At 43.3% G+C, this 20,573-nt stretch carries 14 protein-coding genes and 2 pseudogenes; all 16 read left to right on the forward strand.

Translation table 11 applies throughout. The features are described from left to right. Positions 1-463: 463 nt before the first annotated feature. Positions 464-3,544, forward strand: a complete 3,081-nt coding sequence (locus CO230_RS00865; protein WP_122026888.1) for a T9SS type A sorting domain-containing protein — start codon at positions 464-466, stop codon at positions 3,542-3,544. A gap of 123 nt (positions 3,545-3,667) precedes the next feature. Continuing rightward, positions 3,668-4,744, forward strand: coding sequence for an arginase family protein (locus tag CO230_RS00870; RefSeq protein WP_122028833.1), 1,077 nt, complete (start codon positions 3,668-3,670; stop codon positions 4,742-4,744). Positions 4,745-4,765: 21 nt separating this feature from the next. Beyond that, a complete protein-coding gene (locus tag CO230_RS00875) occupies positions 4,766-6,301 on the forward strand; it encodes a hypothetical protein (protein ID WP_122026889.1) in 1,536 nt (511 codons plus the stop codon). Next, positions 6,301-7,299, forward strand: coding sequence for a glycosyltransferase (locus tag CO230_RS00880; protein WP_122028834.1), 999 nt, complete (start codon positions 6,301-6,303; stop codon positions 7,297-7,299). The genes CO230_RS00875 and CO230_RS00880 overlap by 1 nt, the downstream gene beginning before the upstream one ends. A 24-nt stretch (positions 7,300-7,323) precedes the next feature. Next, positions 7,324-8,430, forward strand: coding sequence for an EpsG family protein (locus CO230_RS00885; RefSeq protein WP_162989945.1), 1,107 nt, complete (start codon positions 7,324-7,326; stop codon positions 8,428-8,430). A gap of 3 nt (positions 8,431-8,433) precedes the next feature. Further along, on the forward strand, positions 8,434-9,549 hold the full coding sequence (locus CO230_RS00890; RefSeq protein ID WP_122026891.1) for a glycosyltransferase family 4 protein: 1,116 nt from the start codon (positions 8,434-8,436) through the stop codon (positions 9,547-9,549). A gap of 31 nt (positions 9,550-9,580) precedes the next feature. Beyond that, positions 9,581-10,426 carry a polysaccharide biosynthesis/export family protein gene (locus tag CO230_RS00895; RefSeq protein WP_410492857.1) on the forward strand — a complete coding sequence of 282 codons (846 nt, stop codon included), beginning with the start codon at positions 9,581-9,583 and terminating at the stop codon, positions 10,424-10,426. Further along, positions 10,426-12,915, forward strand: a complete 2,490-nt coding sequence (locus CO230_RS00900) for an exopolysaccharide transport family protein (protein ID WP_122026892.1) — start codon at positions 10,426-10,428, stop codon at positions 12,913-12,915. Before CO230_RS00895 ends, CO230_RS00900 begins: the two co-directional genes overlap by 1 nt. 149 nt (positions 12,916-13,064) lie before the next feature. Next, positions 13,065-13,988 carry a DUF6089 family protein gene (locus CO230_RS00905; protein WP_317124751.1) on the forward strand — a complete coding sequence of 308 codons (924 nt, stop codon included), beginning with the start codon at positions 13,065-13,067 and terminating at the stop codon, positions 13,986-13,988. 2 nt (positions 13,989-13,990) lie between these two features. Further along, on the forward strand, positions 13,991-14,743 hold the full coding sequence (locus CO230_RS00910) for an isoprenyl transferase (RefSeq protein WP_122026894.1): 753 nt from the start codon (positions 13,991-13,993) through the stop codon (positions 14,741-14,743). 20 nt (positions 14,744-14,763) lie between these two features. Next, positions 14,764-17,300 (forward strand): annotated as a pseudogene (locus CO230_RS00915) (outer membrane protein assembly factor). A gap of 11 nt (positions 17,301-17,311) precedes the next feature. Beyond that, a complete protein-coding gene (locus CO230_RS00920; RefSeq protein WP_122028836.1) occupies positions 17,312-17,875 on the forward strand; it encodes an OmpH family outer membrane protein in 564 nt (187 codons plus the stop codon). 82 nt (positions 17,876-17,957) lie between these two features. After that, complete coding sequence (locus tag CO230_RS00925) at positions 17,958-18,452, forward strand: OmpH family outer membrane protein (protein ID WP_122026895.1); 495 nt, start codon at positions 17,958-17,960, stop codon at positions 18,450-18,452. 64 nt (positions 18,453-18,516) lie between these two features. Beyond that, positions 18,517-18,999: an acyl-CoA thioesterase gene (locus CO230_RS00930; protein ID WP_122026896.1), complete on the forward strand. Its 483-nt coding sequence runs from the start codon at positions 18,517-18,519 to the stop codon at positions 18,997-18,999. Positions 19,000-19,016: 17 nt separating this feature from the next. Beyond that, positions 19,017-19,879: pseudogene (gene rfbD, locus CO230_RS00935) on the forward strand (dTDP-4-dehydrorhamnose reductase). Next, positions 19,876-20,550, forward strand: a complete 675-nt coding sequence (locus CO230_RS00940; RefSeq protein WP_228438155.1) for a hypothetical protein — start codon at positions 19,876-19,878, stop codon at positions 20,548-20,550. The pseudogene rfbD and the gene CO230_RS00940 overlap by 4 nt, the downstream one beginning before the upstream one ends. Positions 20,551-20,573 lie beyond the last annotated feature (23 nt).

The raw sequence follows: 20,573 nt of genomic DNA on the forward strand, positions 1-20,573 counted from the left end.
CTCACATTTTTCTTTTTTTAATTGAATTTTTAATTACATTTAAAAAAAATATGATCTACAATATTATTATGTTAAACATATGTTTAACCTATGGTTGTAGCACGAGGTATTTTGTACATTTTCCATGTTAAAAAGTGATTTTATTAAAGAAAATTATAAATTTAAATTTTAATTATGCCGAAAAATATTTTCTTTATTAAATTGCTCTAAAGTATTTACTGGCGGTCGTTTGTATTAATTTACAAGCAGTTGTAAAAAATATAAACAGGATGATTTTGTCGTATTTAGTAAAAAAAATTTACTGAAAATTATCATTACATGTAAAATATTTGGTGAATATGTATATATTTGTCCCCACACACAGATGAAAAAAATTAAAAACACAAACTCTTAGTTTTTAAGAAAAACAACACAAAAGATGTAAAAAAAATTTCCAACAATTACGTTTGAAAATTTTTTTATCATGACAAAAATTCATCTGTTAGCATTTTGCCTTTTGGCAAATTTGGCATATACACAAAAGTTAAATTATACCAAAGCTCCCAACAGTTATATTTATGATGTAGAGCAGGCCACAATCAATAATTACAGTGGTCTTTACATCCCTGTTAAAAAAGCTTACGATATGTGGGCTCAGTATGAGTATCTGAAGACTTCAGGTGCTTCAACCCCCATACCACCGGGGCAACAATCGGCTACGCTTCACTGGGAAGATGTTCCGGGGTTGGTGCAATCAGTCAGCATCGAGCCGGGCGCTACACCTTCAGATGCAAAGATCAAAGTACAGATACAAAAAGGCAGGGGCAAAGGAAACGCCGTGGTGGCCTTTAAAGTAGATGGTGTTATTTACTGGAGCTGGCACGTGTGGGTAACCGATAATCCTACAAACGGAGTTAATTACGGACATGGCACTGAAACCGACATCAATGGTAACCCAGTCGCTATCACTTATATGGACCGTAACCTGGGGGCGGTGTCTTATGATTTTTTAGGGCACGACTGGCACAAATCCGGTGGTTTGATGTACGAATGGGGACGTAAGGATCCATTCCCGCCGCTTATCTATAAAGATGCCCAGTATTATGCGGTTTCCGGTGAGGTGGGCGAGCTGAAACACCCGCAAGTAGATCCGGTAAATACAATCCCTGTGAAGGTTCGTCCTTATAATGAGATTGAAAAGAACATGAAGTATTCGGTTAATAATCCGATGACGTACATTATCAATACGGATACGGGTGGTAACTGGTTTTCGAGCAGCCGGTATAAAGTCCCTGGCGCTAGTCCTTCTTATGTGACATGGGATCTTTGGTCTGATAATGCCAAAGGCGCGAACAGTAACGGCAACAGCTCTAATGCCGCTTTAAGTAAAGAAAGCCTTTCGTATGAACTGAAATCCGAACTTGATCCCTGCCCAAGCGGCTGGCGAATTCCCTCTTACTACGGTCGGGAAACACAGAACAACAATCTGGCATTTTTCGGTAAGAAAGGAGATTGGAACAATGCGGATACCAATGTAAATAACCGTCAACTGTTTCCGGATGCGGTAAATCCACACCTGAACGGTATTAAAGTATATCCAGGCCTAGGTATGGATTTCGGGGAGGCTAACGGCGGAGAACGTAACATAGGCCTGCTGCCAGTTCCTGGCGCTTATGTATATTATCCAAATTCAGTATCTCCTAATGCGCCGGTTGGGGTGATGTTTCAGGACAATGCGGCAAACGGTGGATGGTGGAGCTCAACTTATGCGTATGACGGAGCCAGAATTTTCTCAATGATTTCAGATCCGCACCGCAACAGTACGAGTGTGGGATTACATGCTGTTTTTAATAACCAAACCAACCCAACACGCTCTGGAAATGCAGTAAGATGTATGAAAGATCCCAACTTAGCATTAATTGGTGATTTTTCGACTGAATACATCACCGCTAATCAAAAAGTTGATGTAGAAGGATTGAATAACCCGAACTCTTATATCATTACCAATCAAACCATGCTGGCGATTCCTGTGAATAAAGCTTTTGCAGTGTACAGCCAAGTGCTTACCGATGGTGAAAAGCTGCCAGTAACCAATTTGGTAGCCCGCGTTTTATGGACAACCGATCCTGGGTTGGTGAAAAGTGTAAGTATCATGAAACACACTACGGAACTTCAGAGATCCTTCATTACCGTTTCATTAAACCCACAGATCAAAGGAAATGCGGTAATCTCTCTACATCAAAACAGTATTGAGGATCCTGTGTTGTGGAGCTGGCACCTCTGGTCTGCCGAGGAAGATCCTACCAAAAATACCATTTCCTATACCACGGAAACTCCTTTGCCGGTACAGTACAATTTCATAAATGCTACGCAAAGCAAACTTCCGCCGCTTACCACTGTTTTTATGGACCGTAACTTAGGCGCCATCTCTGCTGATATTGAAAGTGGCAAAGCCAACGGATTACATTACCAGTGGGGCAGAAAAGATCCCATCCCAAATTTCGTTGCCGGAAATTCCTCACGCATATTTATCGGTGTAGGCAATAATCCTGCTTTTCCGCCTGTTGCGGGTGGCGCCAACAACCCTTTGGCAGAAATTAACGGGACTACTTACGATAACACATTCACTGTGCCATATAATATTTATAGTGTGCCTAACTCGGGCGTGAATAAAAATATGCTGTATGCTGTACAGAATCCGCTTAAATTCATGTACCGTCCGGGCACGGGGAATATATATGATGGTGGTAACCATTATGCCAATGACCTGACAAAAGTCCGTGACTGGGTGTCGGACGAGAAGGGTAAAGCAGCGGAGCGCTGGGGCCACGGCGGCAAGAAATCGCCCTTCGACCCGTGTCCTGAAGGTTGGCGCGTACCCGATGTTTCTCTGGTGAATCTTTACAATGGGTCTAAGGGATCATCGCCCTGGTACAATGGTTATCGGGCAGATGCTTATGGGAAACCCGGTGTCATTCAGGATCAGTGGCATAGTGTAGGCACTTACTATGGCGGTACTGCCCATACGAACGGTTGGAAGTTTGAAAATTCAACTTACAGCCACGGTCATTATCCGAATGATGGGATTCGTGGGGAACTTGGTGATGCCAAAATGACTTTGAACAGATCAGGTGTGTGGACTGCCGCCATGGCTGATCTGGATACCGGTTTTGCCCTCGCCATTCAGTTTCAGGGAGATAAAATGCAGACCGGGACGGGCGTTTATCCTCAGGCTGGGCTTAGTGTAAGATGTGCCAAAGATGAGAAACGGCTGCTAGGCACCCCAGCGCAGGCTACCAAACCATATACGCCTACGCCATCTGTACCGAAAGCCACCCCTGTACAATCTGCACAGCTACAGGTATATCCAAATCCTTTTAGAGAGATTTTTAATATTACCCAAAACGCGAGTTATGAGATCTATGACTTCAGCGGGAAACTTTTGCAACAAGGGAAGTCAAATAACCAAAAAGTGAATGCCTCAGGATTACAGAAAGGAAATTATCTCCTAAAACTAACGCTGGAGGATGGTACTGTAGCAAGTAAAAAACTCATTAAAGAATAATAGTTGATTTTTCATGTCAAAAGAACCGTTCGGAAGTATTTCTGGGCGGTTTTTTCGATTATTACAAGAGTTTAGGTGGCTATTTTGTTTATTTTTGTCATCTCTATCATTAAAAAAATAATCATGCATCTGGAAGACGTTTTGGTTCCCCCGGCAAAAATCACCACCGAAAAATGGCAGCTTGGCAGTTTGGTTCATTCTGAAATTAAAGAAGGTGGCCTCGTACTTATTTTTTGTACAGATTACCGTGGCGCGGCGATTTCAGCAGCCATCAATGCAGATTTTACAGGTGTTCGGCAAGAGCTGTATCAATTATCAAAACTCGATTTTACTTTGCCGATTTGCGATTTAGGAGATCTGATTTCAGGGAAAACCATTCAGGACACGCATTATATTCTGGAAGAAATCGTAACCACGTGTCTTCAAAAGAACGCGCTGCCCATCATCATCGGTGGCAGTAACGAGCTGGCCTATCCGCTATATTCCGCGCTGAATGCCTACCGGAAAAACCTGCAATATACCCAGGTTTCAAATATCGTATCGCTGGGCGATCAGGGTGGGGATGTCGATGAGCTCAACTTTCTTTCAAGAATCTTCAGTTCCAAACATTTCACGTTAAAAAATTACCATCATCTGGCATATCAAAAACACTTAAACGAAACGAATTCAGTAAAGCTGATGAAAGAAGTAGACTTTGAAGTGAAAAGATTGGCTGATATGATGAATACTACCGAACATACGGAGCCTTACTTCCGCCGAGCCGATTTGGTGACGGTTAATTGTGACGCGGTAGAAAGTTTCAGTGAGCCATTTTCAGTACATCCGCAGGTTAATGGGCTCAACCGCCGCGAAATCTGCGCTTACATGAAAGAAGCTGGCCTTAGCGACCGGCTGCTGGCTACAGGCATTTTTAATTATCATCCGACACAGAAAAACCAGCTCAATCAGCAGCTTCTGGCGCAAATGATTTGGTATTTAGTGGAAGGAATCAATATCCAGCGGTCGCACCCGAAAGAAAGAAAGTATGAAACCTTTTGGGTGTTGGTGGAAGATGAGCAATATGCATTTCAGCGCGATACTTTTACCGGTTTGTGGTATTTCGGCGCTGATGAAAATCCTGAGAAGTTGATGCCGTGTGCGCCACAGGATTATGAAGCAGCGAAAAGAGGCAGGCTGAACGCGCGTTTCTTTAAAACATAAAATGCAGATAACTAACACAGAATGATGAAATTTTTACTGCAAAAACGCCTGAATCCTGTTTTGCTTGTTTTGCTGGCTGTGGTCATTAAACTGCCGATGCTGTTGACGGGTTACATTCAGGAGGATGCGTTTATTACCTGGCGTGTGGCGCGTAACCTGCTGACCGATGGTGTGATAGGTTTCAACGGTTTAGAGCGGATTTCGGCTTCTACCACCCATCTATATGTGTTGGTCTCAGCTTTTTTTCAGCTTATTTTCGGTACCTACTTTATCTATCCTCTTTTGGTGTTCAGCAGTGCGCTTTTTGCTGTAGGAACATTGTGGCTTGCACGAATCCTTTTTACGGATAAGCCTTATAAGCAGGCATTGTTCGTTGTTTTTTTGAATATGATGCCGCCCGCGCTAGCCGCCTCAGAGTTGGGTATGGAGTATGGGATCTTGTTTTTTTTGTATTGCGGGTTACTGTATTTCGGGCTTTACAGGCGTATGCGGTGGGCTTTTCTTATCTTCCCCATCCTGCTGCTCTGGACCCGGCTGGATGCCGCAGTATTTCTGGTAGTGGCTTTTTTGGCAGAACTGGCTATTTCAAGGAAAATTAATTATACCTATATATTAGGCGGTCTCATTGGTTTGGGGAGTGTGGTGGGTTTTAACTATGTTTATTTCGGGGAGATTGTAAATCATACCATCACGGCGAAAAAAATCGCCTATAAAAACCTTATTTCCAACGATAGCCTGCAGTTTCTACTTTATCAATGGGCGTATTATGGTGGGCTTATTAAAAAATACTCTTTGTTCACATTGGTGATCTTTGTGCTGTTTCTGCTGTTTTTGGGGTATGTTATTGCCAGGATCATCAGAAAGCGCGCCTTGGGGCGCACTGCGGCCATTATCCTGCTGGCGATCACTGGTTTTGCGCTGTTGAAAATCACGTTGTTTGCTTTCCTGAAAGCGTATTTCGATTGGTATTACTGGCTGCCGCGGGTGTTTCTGTTTGTGGTGATGCTGTATTATTTAATAGAGTACCTGCCATTTACAGCACGAAAGAAAACTTTAATGATAGGTAGTGCCGCTGCGGTCTTATATCTGTTTCAGATGTTGCAGTCGTGGACGATCGGTTATATGGAAAAAAATCAGCGGTTTACGATTGCCTGGGAAATCAGTGAAGATACCTCCGGGCTTGCACATTCAATCCTACTTGAGCCGGCGGGCATCATTCCGTTCTATACCGAACTCTATACTTATGATGAAGTAGGGCTGGTGAATGCGAAAGTTACCGCGCAAATGATCGAAGATGAACAGTTTTGGTGGATCAACACGGTGAAAGCCTATCAGCCTGATTATCTGTTGACCGTAGGGCACAAAGCAGAGTCGGGGAGTGGTTATTACCGGCTTTCAGAAGAAGATAGACACTATTTTTCCCAGCATTATGAGTTGGTAAAAGCCTATCCGATTGCGAAGATCCATCAGGGCGCGCCGCCGCTGCTCCGCTGGATTTACACGATACGGCCTTTGGGCAAAGATTATTATCTGTACAAGACCAAAACTGCCAGATGATGATAAAAGTTTCAGTTATTGTACCGGTTTATAACGTTGAAAAATACCTCAGGGGCTGCCTAGGTTCTTTAGTGGGGCAAACACTTCCTGGTCTTGAAGTTATTGTTGTAAACGACGGAAGTACCGATGGCTCACAGCAAATCATTGATGAGTTTGCCCAGAAATATCCTTTTATTAAATCTTTCGTTAAGGAAAATGGCGGCTTAAGTGATGCCCGGAATTTTGGCCTCCGTCATGCGGTGGGAGCGTATATAGGTTTTGTAGATTCGGATGATACGGTGGCAGCGCAGATGTTTGCTGAAATGTACAGTTTGGCCGAAAGACACAATGCAGGAATGGTCATCTGTAACCTTCAGAAAGTTGATGAAACGGGAAAAGTACGGCAGAAACTTCCGCAAATACCTCAACTGCCGGAGCGGGTTGTGCTGGAGGAGCATTTCTCAGCCTTTTCGGATCTTTCTTATTTTGCTTGTAATAAAATCTTCAGGAAAGACCTCTTCAATGGTAAAAAATTCAAAAAAGGAGTTCATTTCGAGGATATCCAACTAATCCCACAATTATTGCTACAATGCAAAACCATCGCGCATACCAATGAATATCTCTATAATTACCTGGAACGGACAGATTCGATCACCAGGACACATACCGCCAAAGGGTTAGATATCCTTCATGCAGTAGAAGAGGTGACAGCAGCATTTGAGCGATCCAGGTACGCGCATAAGACCAGGGAGTTGCGAAATTTCCAGATACTGGAAGGTGTATATACATTCCTGGCTTATTTGGCCTTGGTAAAAGACGACGTCCTCTATCGGATGATGTCTGCAGAATTTAAGAAATACCGCACGAAATATGGTTTTTCATTTTTAGAAATATTGCGTTATCAGCGTTTTGAAAAGAATTATCTGTTATATTTGCCAACGAAGAAAAAAATTTATTACCTACTCTATTTCCTGAAGCAAGAAAAGCTGCTGCGGAAGTTATTGCGCCACCGTTCTTAGATGCCCGTCCTGCACCCCATTTTTATGCTGATTTTTGTGTTTCTTGCAGTGGCGAGTTACATGGAAATCTTTAGGCTTGAAAAAAAACAGTCTGTATTCGTTTGGATAGCCGCCTTGCTGATTATTTTGGCGGTAGGATTACGGATTGATGTGGGGGCGGATTATCCGGTCTACCGGATGCTTTTTTCTGGCTTTGCGATTTATACGACGTACGGCGATGTATTGGATAAGGCGCTCTTTCGCCCAAATACCGAAGAGATTGAATGGATTTTTGTACTCATCAACAAGTTGGTTTTCGATTTTGGTTTGCCTTTCTATATCGTGACATTGGTGATGGCGATGATTACGGTTTCGCTGAAGTTCACCACCATTTATAAAAATGTGGCTTTCCCTGCGCTGGCCATTATGTTTTACTTCATGCCTATCATGTTCTTTGAAGATTCCGGACAAATGCGGCAGGGGCTGGGGATTGCGGTGTGTGTGGCTTCGTTCAAATTCATTAAAGAGCGTAATCTGCCAATGTTTCTGCTTTGCATTTATATCGCCTTGGGTTTTCATAAAACGTCCATCGTCTTTCTACCAGCGTACTGGATCGTAAAAATCCCAATGAATCAGAAGAGGATTTTCTGGGTGCTGATCATTGCCCTGATCGCTTCTCCGCTGGAGTTGTATCGCCTGGCGGATGGGTTCTTCAGTACTTTGGCGCCGCAAGATATTTCCGGTGCGTACAGCGGTTATGTAGATGACAAATACTATGGCGGGCAGGTAGAAACTGGCCTTAATGATCTTGTGAAACTTATTTTTATTGTAATTTTAATCCGCTATGATAAAGAAGGTTGCGATGAGGTTTGGTGGTACGAATACATGCGGAATTTAGCCGTATTCGGGTTGGCTTTGTTTTATTTCTTCCGGTCTAATGAGATTTTTGCGGTACGTTTACCGGGTGCGTATATGTTTTTCTTAACCATGTTTTGCCTTACCAATCTGGTATATGCGGTAAACGGGCGCGCGCGACAATTACTGTATTTCGGCTTTATGATATATTTTATAGCGATGTTTTTTTATTTTGGCAGCGGCAACGGACACCGTGGCGGTTTTACGACAGACCGTTATAAGAATGCAATCTGGTAACTGATGGAGCATATTAAAGATCTCATACCATTTACAAACGGGCAGTTTTACTTTAAACTGGCTTTTGGGATGGTATGCGCGTTTCTGCTGACTTTCTACACCATACCGGCCATCATAAAAATATCGCGGCGGAAGAATTTGATGGATGAGCCCGGCGTACGAAGCTCCCATTTACGTAAGATCCCTAATCTGGGCGGGATTGCCATCTTTTATTCTATTGGTGTATGTGCATCTATTTTTGCGTTCGAGCTTTTCGAGCTTTATAAATTTCTGTTTGCATCGCTTGTGATTCTGCTGTATATCGGCGTGATGGATGATATTGTAATCATGCGGGCTTATAAAAAACTTCTTGCGCAACTTATTGTAACCGCCTTGATGGTAATTGGCTCCGATGTGCGGATCCGTAGTTTTTTCGGTCTTTTCGGGGTGTATGAACTTAATTATTTCCTTAGTTGTGGCATCAGTATCTTCACTTTTATTGTGCTGATCAACGCTTTTAACTTAATTGATGGTATTGATGGGCTTGCGGGTGGATATTCCATTCTCTGCAGCGCGATGTTTGGCATCAGTTATTTCCGGTTGGGCGAATATAACTACCCATTGGTAATTCTTTCCGGGGTCATCATCGCATCGGTGAGTGGTTTTTTGTATTACAATCTTTCTAATTACCGTAATCTGAAGATTTTCATGGGCGATACCGGCTCTATGATCTTGGGTTTTTTACTGGCTTTCACAGCCATTTGTTTTATTGATATTTTTATTGATAAAAATCTGCCCGATGTGCCGCGTTATCATTTGAAATCAGCGCCCGCAATTGCTATGGCGATCCTTATTTTACCGATCACAGATACTCTTAATGTCTTTTTGGTGCGTGTTTGCAGTGGTAAATCTCCTTTTCTGGCAGACCGCAACCATATTCACCATTCGCTGCTCGATCTGGGGCTTACCCATCGCCGCAGTACCGTTTATATTTTAGTGTATTACCTTTTTATCGTGTCAGTTGCCTATTTTTTAAGACATATTGACGTGAATTTATTGCTGTCCGTAATCATGCTGTTGGGGTTTGCCGGCGCCTATCTACCCAAAGCCCTTTTGTTAATGAAAAACAGAACCATTTAATTGTTATTTTTGCACAAATTACCTTATTGAGATGATGAAAAACCCTGCCAAGCTGCTGTATATTATACTCCCATTCCTACTCACTTCCTGTATCTCTACCAAAGATGTGCGGTACATGCAGCCCAACGAAACGCTGGTGATTGATGAAGAAGGGTTGATCCCCTATAACATCCCCGTGTACAGGGTAACCAAAAATGACATCCTTACCCTGAATATCGTAACAACGCCCAAAGGTGATGCCGCACAGTTTTATTCTTCACTTAATGCGCCTGCGGCGGCGGCAGTAGGTACTGCCAGTGGTAACGTGCAGGGCGGAAACCAGGGTGGTAACGCAACTTTTTATTTTAACGGGCTGAAAGTGGACTCCAAAGGTGACATCAACATCATGGGAATTGGCTACGTAAAGGCTGAGGGAAGGACGCTGGAAGATATTACCCAGGAAATACAAGGCCGGGTAAATGAGAATTTTCTGGAAGGAAAATCAGAAGTCCGCCTCAATACCGATGGCATTACGTATTATATTTTGGGAGATGTAGAGACCATTGAAAACAGTGGCGAGAAAAAAGCCCATAAAAATACACTCACACTCACCGAAGCATTGGCCTTGAATGGCGGTTTGAACAGGACTGTAGACCGTACCAACATCCGCATCCACCGCAAGCTGCCCGAAGGAATAAAAATCGCGAGGCTGGATCTTACCCGCGAAGACTCCATGAACTCTCCGTATTATTGGATACAGAACGGCGACGAAATCTTCCTGAGTACCCGCTCGAAAAACCTGAACGGCCTTGGTAAAGACCCTATACAAACGCTTACTACCGGCGTCTCTGTACTTACCACCGCACTTTCAATCTATTTAATCTTAACGCGACTTTAATGATTCCCGCTAAAGAAAATACAGGTAAACAGAATTCAGCTCAAGCGGAAAAGTTTGGTAGTTTTGCTTTTTTTGATGTAGAGAGTTTCCTGCGCCGCGTTTTACGTAACTGGTATTGGTTTGTGCTCATGGCCGCCTTGGGATATGCCATTTCATGGGTGTACAGCAAGTATTATGCACAGCGTGTATATACCTCCAGCCTTTCTTTAAGTATATCTAATAATACAGCCAGTTACTTTACCCCTAACCAGTCCATTAACTTTATCTGGGGACAAAATGGCAACCAGGACGGTGTTTACCTAAAAAAAATGCTTCTTTCGCGCTCGCATAATGAATATTTGGTGAAGGAACTGGGGCTTTATGTGAATTATTCTACCAAAGGGCTCATCAAACAAACGTATCTGGATAAATTTGATTCGCCTGTATTTTTAGAGATTGATCCCACACACCTGCAGCAGGTTGATTATCCGATTACGCTGATCCCAAAAGGGGGAGACCGGTATGAAGTGGTGTTGCCTGAGGAAAAAGAATCCAGATCGCTGTATTCCTACGAAACCGAAAGTTTCAGCTACATCGCAGAATATCCGGCGCCCAAGTCTAAAATCATTACAGTAAACGAATGGTTTACAACGCCTAACCTGAGATTTAAACTGGTTAAAAATCCTCAGAAAACCACTATAGAGCTTGAAAACATCATCCTTACACTTTCTACTGTTAACCATACGGTAAACAGTTTGGTCTCTACCATCAGTGTAGATTTCGATAAAGAGATCAACACGATCATGATTATTTCAAAAAGCGGTTATAACCTCAACGGAACGGTGAACTTCCTGAATACCTCGGTAAACGAGCTACAGAAAAAAAGGTTGATCGACCAGAATACCGTGGATAAGAATACAGAAGATTACCTTGTTGAAAACCTGGCTGCTATTCGCCAAAAGTTAGATTCCAGCGCGGCGGTACTTAATAATATGAAGGTGAAGGAAGGGCTTTACGACATCGCCAACCGCGATGAAAAAGTATTGGAACGGATTAAAACGCTCGAAACCCAGAAAGCACAGATCCTTACCAAAATAAACTCGCTGAACAGCATCCGCAACACCCTGAATTCGCAGAATCTTGATCGGATGATCAGCTCAGATGCCGCCGGGATCTCCGATGGTATCTTTAATGCCACTGTTTCTGAACTGAAAGCACTCTACCTGAAACGCAGAGAACTTGCCCAGATCTATACCCCAAATTCGGAACCGATGCGTGAGATCAACCGCCAGATCAATGAAGCACGCGGGAACTCTACAGGCTCACTCCGAAATTATCAGGCCAGTTATATGAACGAACTGAGCAAAATCGACAGGGATATTGCCCAGGAAAGCCGAAACCTTACTGCTTATCCGGAGAAAGAACGCCGTTACCTAGATGCCGAACGCGGCTACAACATGATAGAGGCGACGTACAACAGCCTGCTCTCCAAACAAAACGAAACCCAAATGCGGGTGGCCACCAATAAGTCGGATATCACGGTTATCGACCCTGCGAAAAACCTGGGCCAAGGGCCTATCGCCCCAGATGTACAACGTACAAAATACACTATTATAGGCGGTTTGCTGCTTTTGCCACTGCTGTTGATCGCCATCAGTGAGGCGTTGGATAACAGGGTGCGCAACATACGCGAGTTGCTGCAGGCCACCAGAATACCGCTGCTTGGCGTCATTGGCAGAAACAACCATCATAACAACCTTACGGTACTTGAGCAGCCGCGCGCGTCGGTGTCTGAAGCTTTCCGCGGTATCCGTGCGAACCTGCGGTTTCTACATAAGGAAGATCAACAGTCCAAAATCATTCTCGTAACTTCTTCGGTGGGTGGCGAGGGTAAAACGTATGCCTCTATCAATATCGCCTCGGTACTTGGCCTCAGCGGTAAAAAGACCATCCTTTTAGGTATGGATTTGCGGAAACCTAAGATTTTCGGAGATTTTAAAATCGATAATAAGTACGGGATTTCTAATTACCTTACCGGTGAAGTAGAGATTAACCAAATCATTAATCAGACATCCATACCTAACCTTCATGTAGCCACTTCTGGGCCTATTCCCCCGAATCCTTCAGAGTTGTTGATGAGCGAACAGAACATGATGTTCCTGAAAGAACTCCGGGAAATATATGATTTCATTATTATCGATTCGCCACCTGTGGGATTGGTAGCAGATTCTTTTGAATTGATGAAATATGCGAATGCCAGCATCTATGTCGTACGCCATGAATATACGGAGAAGTATATGCTGAAGATGATCACCGAAAAATACCACAATCATGAAGTGGAAAACCTCGGTATCGTGTATAACGACTTCCAGGTGCAGAAGGGATATGGTTACAGCTATGGCTACGGTTATGGCTATGGTTACGGCTACTTCGATGAGGATAAAAATTATACCGAGCCATTGTTTATCCGCATCAGGAATTTTTTTCGCAGGCTGTTAAACAGAAATTGAAATCTGCAAGCATGAGCGTTTTCAGCAGGTGAATCATAAAAGTATTTTTTCTGCGTTTTTCTTAGACTTAAATTATGCTTTTTTGCACTTATTTAACTAAAAATTAAGAATTTCCCTAACATAAAAATGTTCTATATTTGCAAAATTATATGAAAATTGATGCTCTAACGTTCATGAGGAAGACTTTCTTTTATTCCTTTCTCGCGGTCTTATTCGGGTCGGGTATTGTCTTTGGGCAACGGCATGAGATCGGCGTACAGTTGGGCATGAGCAACCTGGTTGGTGATATTGGCAGAACCAACTATATTCTACAGAAACCATTGCTGAGTAATATAAGCGATTATGGTCTTCCCTTCTACGGTGGTATAATGTACCGTATGAACTTCAATCCCTACCAAACCGTGCGTTTTAATGTAGGCTATAGCCATATCCAATTCGCCGATGCGGCCGCAAAAGAAGATTACAGGCGAAACCGGGGGCTTTGGGGTACCAATTCAGCCTTTGAAGTTAACGCACTCTTCGAGTATAATTTTTTCCCTGTGAATGATGAGCAGCGCAGCATGCTTAGTCCTTACATTTTCGGTGGGGTTGGTGCTATCCTGGCGAACACTACACAGGTTGCAATAACGCACGACTTCCGAAGAGATGCAGGCGGAAACGCATTAGCGCCTGTGGATGGTTCGGATTTCATTACGACACCCGGCCGCTACCAGTCCGGTAACCAGCTTACCATGGCCATTCCGTTTGGGGTGGGGCTGAAGTATAAGTTTAATTATAACTGGGCATTGTTTGGTGAATTCATGTTCCGTCCTACATTTTCAGACGCTATTGATTATAGCGTGATTGAGGATAACAGCGTGAGAGTCACGTACAATAAAGACATATTGGCGCCGGAAACCACCGCCACCTCACTGCTTCAGGAATTGCCTTACCGTGAGGTAGCGGAAGCACGTGTGGCTGAGGTTCTGCAAAACCGGGAAGTAGGCAACACCAACTCCAAGGACTGGATCAATTCCATCACCCTGGGCCTCAGTTATTCATTTGGCAGACCGCCGTGCTATTGCGGAGAATAAAGATGCAGACGTTTAAAGATAAAATAAATCCACAGCAACTTCCGAAACATGTAGCCATCATTATGGATGGGAACGGAAGATGGGCTAAATCCCGGGGTGAGAAAAGAACCTTCGGTCATAAACACGCCATTAAAGCCGTGCGCGAAGTAGTGAATGCCTGTAATGAGATTCATATCCCTTACCTTACCCTATATACCTTTTCATCTGAAAACTGGAACCGGCCTGAAGATGAGGTAGATACACTTATGAGCCTGATTTCTGAAACATTGATCCTGGAAGCGGAAGAAATTTTCACGAAAGGACTTAGGATGCACATCATTGGTGATATTGAAAAACTGCCGCCATTGGTACAGGAGCAGATGCTTCATCTGGTGGATGTTACCAAGAACAACACGAAAGGCAACCTGATACTTGCGTTAAGCTATGGCTCGCAGCATGAGATCCTTAGTGCCGTGAAAAAAATAAGTGCCAAAGTAAAGAACGGGGAGCTTACCGAAGATCAAATCACCGAGAAAGTATTTGAAGATCATCTGTACACCTGCGAATTTCCGCCAGTTGACCTGATGATCCGTACCAGTGGCGAGGTGCGCATCAGTAACTTTCTGCTGTGGCAGATCGCGTACGCGGAACTGCAGTTTCTCGATACCCTGTGGCCCGATTTCGGGCGTGAAGACTTCTTCAAATGTATTTACGAATATCAGAATAAAGAACGCCGATTCGGCAAAATAAGCGAGCAGCTAGAAGAAAATTTATAAAGAAAGTTACCAAGATAAAAATGAAGTTTAAATTCTTACCCATCATCATGTTTGTGGCCTCGGCACATTTCTATGGTCAGATAACTCCCGGGCAAAATACACAGGATAACAACCCCGTATATGCCCAAAACCAAACAGGCACTTACATACTGAAAGATATTGTTGTAGATGGTGTAAAAAAATATACTCCCGCACAGATCCTGCGGTTTACCGGGCTGAACAAAAACGAAAGCGTAGAGATCCCCGGCCAAAAAATCAGCAATGCCATTAAAAAACTCTGGGAAACACAGTCATTCTCGGAAGTAGAGGTATATATACAAAGTATTGAGGGCGAGCAGATTGTGTTGCGCTTCAATCTTCAGGACCTGAAGGATCTAGGTGAGGTGAAATTCACAGGTAAAGGAATTGGGAAGTCTAAAAGCGAAAAACTCGCTAAGGATAATAACCTGAAACCCGGTACAAAGATCACCCAAAACCTGATTTCTACCCTTAAAACAAATATTCCGCAGGAGTACGTGAAAAAAGGCTTCGCGGATGCCAAAGTCACCATTCAGGAAAAAGTGAACGCCCAGGACCCCGAATTGGTAGACTGGACGATCGAGGTGGACCGTGGCAAGAAAGTAAAGATCAGTCATATCGAATTTGAAGGAAATGAGAGCGTTTCCGACAGGAAATTGCGTAATAAAGCTTTTAAAGACACCAAACAGCGCCGGTTCGGTATTAAAGGGATCCTGAAACCGTCGAAATTCATTGAAGAAAAATATGAAGCCGACAAAAACAACCTGATTAACTATTACCGTTCCTTAGGTTTCCGCGATGCTAAAATCGTTTCAGATTCTGTCTGGAGAAACCAGAAGAATGATTTTGAAATTAATGTCAAACTCAGTGAAGGCAAAAAATATTACATCGGCGACATCAATTTCCTCGGCAACACTGCGTTTTCTACAGATTATCTGCAAAGAGTGCTTGGGTATAAAACCGGCGATATTTACGATGCGGTAGGCTTCAATAAAAAAGTAGGTGAAGATGGCGGTAAGGAAGACGACTCCGACATCAAATCCATCTACATGAACAATGGCTATCTGTTTTCCAATGTAATGCCTATCGAAAAATCGGTAGTTGGGGACTCTATTAACCTCGAAATCCGTATTTCTGAGGGCGAAAAAGCCACCTGGAACCGCGTTACCTGGAGTGGGAATACCACAACGCACGATCACGTAGTTCTTCGTTCGCTTCGTACAAAACCCGGAAGCCTTTTCGCCAAAAGCGACATCAAAAGAACTTATTTCGACCTTGCGGGGATGCAGTTCTTCGATCCGCAGCAGGTCGGGCAGCAAATCTCACCAAACCAGCAAGATAATACAGTTGATATCCACTGGACTTTGGTGGAGAAAGGTTCATCACAGGTACAGCTTCAGGCTGGTTACGGTGGCGGCTCTTTCATCGGGACTTTAGGTCTTACCTTCAATAACTTTTCACTACGGAACTTCCTGAAGTTTAAAGATTTCAAACCGGTTCCACAGGGTGACGGACAAACTCTTTCCATTCAGGCGCAGGCTGGGCAATACTTCCAGAACTACGGGATCTCATTTACCGAACCGTGGTTATTTGGTACAAAACCAACGGCGCTTTCCATTGGTGTGAACCAGTCTTTGGTAAGATATACCGATATGTACGGGGAAACCCAGAAACTTAATATTTTCTCGGCAAGTGCCGGTCTTAACAGATTGTTGCGTTGGCCAGATGATTATTTCTCGCTGTACACAGGGATCCAGTTCCAGAGCTATGACTTCAAGAACTATCCTTTCCAGTTTGGAAATGAGACGGAATATAACGGGTCGGCAAAAAACTTCAGTTTTAATGTTGGTTTAAGCAGAAATTCCGCAGGTCTCGATCCTATTTTCCCTACACAGGGTTCTAATGTGGAGGCTTCCGTTAAGTTTACCCCGCCATATTCTCTCTTCAGTGATAAGGATTACTCAACCATGACCAATGTAGAAAAATACAAATGGCTAGAGTTTTATAAAGTAAAATTTAAAGCTGACGTTTATAATACAGTGGTAGGTAAACTGGTGCTTCGCAGCACGGCTGAGATGGGCTTTTTGGATGGTTATAACAAAGAACTTGGCGCGCACCATTCGAGCGCTTCTATGTTGGTGGTACCGGACTCTTCGGTGGACGGTATGATGGGCGCGAACTTGTACCTTTGCGGGGCTATGAGAATGCCTCTTCAACAGGTGGTACGCTTGATGATGTAACGCCGTACGGTGGTGCAACCATCTACAACAGATTCGCGATGGAGCTGCGTTATCCGATCTCGATGAACCAAACCGCTAAAATATATGCGCTCTCTTTCGTGGAAGGAGGTAACGCCTGGAGCTCTTTCGGAAGTTATAACCCCTTCCAGCTTAAGAGATCTGCAGGAGTTGGGGTAAGGGTTTATATGGGCGCCTTCGGACTTATCGGGTTTGATTTTGCTTACGGCTTCGACAAAACCATCCTCGGAACCGAACCTGCCGGATGGAAGACACACTTCCTGATGAACCAATCGTTATAAAAATGTATGGTATGAAGAATTTTAAGGTTTTTTTCCTGTTGACGCTGCTGTCTGGGTTTTTAGGTGCCCAGAAGATTGGGGTGGTAGATACAGATTATATTTTAAGTAAACTTCCTCAATACCGCGAAGCCCAGGAAAGACTGAATGCCCAGATCAATAACTGGCAAACCGAAATCCAGACTTTGCAGTCAGAATTTGATAAGAAAAAGACATTGCTCGAGAATGAACGGGTGCTTTTGGTGGGGGACCAACTGAAAATGCGCGAAAAAGAAGTGGATGATCTGGACAAGAAAATCAAGGTCATGATCAATAACCGTTTCGGCACCATGGGCGAAATCAACAATGTACGCTCCAGCCTCACGAAGCCTTTCCAGGACCAGATTTGGGGAGCCATCAAGACGGTATCAGAGAAGAACGCACTGGGCATAGTTCTTGATAAAAGCAACAATATCAGTGTTATTTTCCTCGAAAAAAGATATGATTATACAGATAAAGTATTAGATTTGCTCCTTAAGAATTCCGCTTCGGCTCAAAAGCCAGCCGCTTCGGGTGCAACAAGGCGTAATCAAAAATAGAAAATAACAACGCGCGCGGTCCGCGACCACAGGCCGTAATAACTTTAAACAAACCAAAAACAATAAATTTTTATCCTCAATTATGAAAAAATTAAGTGTATTATTTGCCGCAGTAATGATGTTCATGGCAGTAGGGACTGCAAATGCTCAGAAGATAGCATCCATGGATTATGAAGCCGTACTTGCAGCAATGCCTGAAACTAAAAAAATGACCACCGACTTAGATACTTTCAGCAAAACAAAAGGTGACGAGTTACAAAAACAAGCTGAGGCCTTCCAGAAAGAAATCCAGCAGTATCAGGCAGACGCTGCCAAGATGACGGAAGCCCAACGTAACACCAAAGAGGCAGACCTTCAGAAAAAGCAGCAAAACCTACAGCAGTTGCAACAAACTGCGCAACAAGACCTTGCACAACGAAGAGACGCTGCAGTAAAGCCAATCATCGACAAACTGAATAACGCTGTAAGCAAAGTAGCAAAAGCCAATAACTTCGATTTTGTAATCGACTCTACCGCGCTAATCTACAAAGGTGGTGCAGATGCTACCCCGCTTGTTAAAAAAGAACTGGGTCTTTAACAGAAGAATCATTAAATCCCAAAACCATCCCGACTTTTCAGGATGGTTTTTTTAATTTTGTATCATGCAAAAAGAAATCTCCTCGCTGGTAAAAGTACGCTTCAGCGACTGCGACCCCATTGGTCACCTAAATAATGTAAAATACCTCGAATATATGCTGAATGCCCGCGAAGACCATGTAGAAAGCGGCTACGGCTTCACTTACGAGGAATATACCCGCCGGACTGGCTGCACATGGATTACCATTCAAAATGAAATCGCTTATCTGAAAGAAGTAAGATACAATGCAAAAGTCCTGATCTCTAGTAAAACAATTGAGATAGGTGACCGGCTTTCTAAAGTAGAAATATTGATGAAAAGCGAAGACGGAAAAACCATCCACAGTATCTTGTGGCTTACCGTCATCTATTTTGATATGAAGACCCGCCGTTCGGTTGGCCAGCCGCCCGAAACCATGAAGCTGTTTGAGGATTTTCTGGTAGAAGTCCCTCAGAAAGATTTTCAAAGCCGTGTGGCAAACCTGCGCAAAGAGAACAAGTCCGCATAACATTCTTATAAAACGACATGAAGAAAATACTGGTGATAGCGCTAACGGACAACTCGGGAACTGTTTCCGTAAGATCGCTCCTGATTTTGATAACCGCTTCGAATTTTATTTCACAGATTCCGATACATTAGATATTACCAAACCGGATGAGATCAACGATTATTTCTATGACCTGAAGCCTCATTTCTGCATCAATGCCTCAGCCTATACCGCAGTTGACCTCGCTGAAACTGAACAGCAGAAAGCCTTTGCGGTCAATGCCACTGGGGTTGCCAACCTTGCGGAAGCCTGCGCTGAATATCAAACGGTACTTATTCATATCTCGACAGATTATGTTTTTGATGGAGACACACAAATCTCTTATTCTGAAGATAACTTTACTAATCCACAAAGCGTTTACGGCGCTTCAAAACTGGAAGGAGAAGCGTATGCGCTCGAAATTCATCATAAAACCATCATCCTGCGTACCTCGTGGTTATACTCTGAGTTTAATAAAAACTTTGTCAAGACCATGTTGGACCTTTTTTCTGAACGTAAGGAACTCAGCATCGTGAACGACCAGTACGGCCAACCTACGAACGCCAACGATCTGGCTGAAGCAGTGATGAAAATCATCGAAACGCCAGCGCTAAAATTCGGGGTTTATCATTTCTCCAATTATCCGGAAACGACCTGGTATCATTTCGCAGAAAAAATCGCGGAGTTTTCTGGCTCAGACATACAACTGAAGCCGATAACCACCGAAGAATTTCCTACTGCGGCCAAACGCCCAATGCGCAGCACAATGTCTCTGGATAAAATTGAAGAAGTGTATGGTATAACGCCTAGACATTGGGAACACTCGCTTTTAGAATGTATAGAAATGCTACAAAAACAATGAGGAAATTAATTGTACTGATGATGCTGGCCTTGTGCCAATTTGTTTTTGCACAACAGGTTATCATGAACCGTGTAGAAAAAGTTCATGACAATACAGATAAGTTCCTGTACCGAATAGATCCTCAAATAACCAAAGCGGAATATCTTGGCGAGGTGGAAGTTCAGGGATTTTCCCATGATGATGTAGCAGTTTTTGGGAAGATTTATGCCAAAGCCAAACAAATTGGTGCAAACGCTTTCTCATTGAAACCTTTTGAGTCAATTGATGGGAGCAAACAAGATTTTGACGCTTCAAATTACCAGTTAAGTCTGTATTATACCACACCAGCAGATTTTCCTAAAGAAGATAACATCATTTACCTGATCTCGTCACCGAATACCAAGCAAACCATTGCGGTAAACAAAAAAAATATTGTTTTTGAGCCGCGCACTTTCACGAAAATGCAGTTAGAGCCGGGCGTTACCTATACCATTTCCACCAGAAAATTATTGGGTACATCCATTCGTTTAGCTGCACAGGCACAACAGCCGGTACAGTATTTCCAGTTTTCTGCTTTCTCGGTAAACTCAAATCCTGGTGATGTAGGGATTCAATTGAAATCGGGTGACATTATGCGTCTCGAGCAGTCTTACGCACAGTTTTTGACCACTGTTTACGAATTTAAACCTTAGATTTAATTCATTTAAAATTTTTA

This window comes from Chryseobacterium sp. 6424, assembly GCF_003692615.1.
In the GTDB taxonomy this organism is placed as follows: domain Bacteria; phylum Bacteroidota; class Bacteroidia; order Flavobacteriales; family Weeksellaceae; genus Kaistella.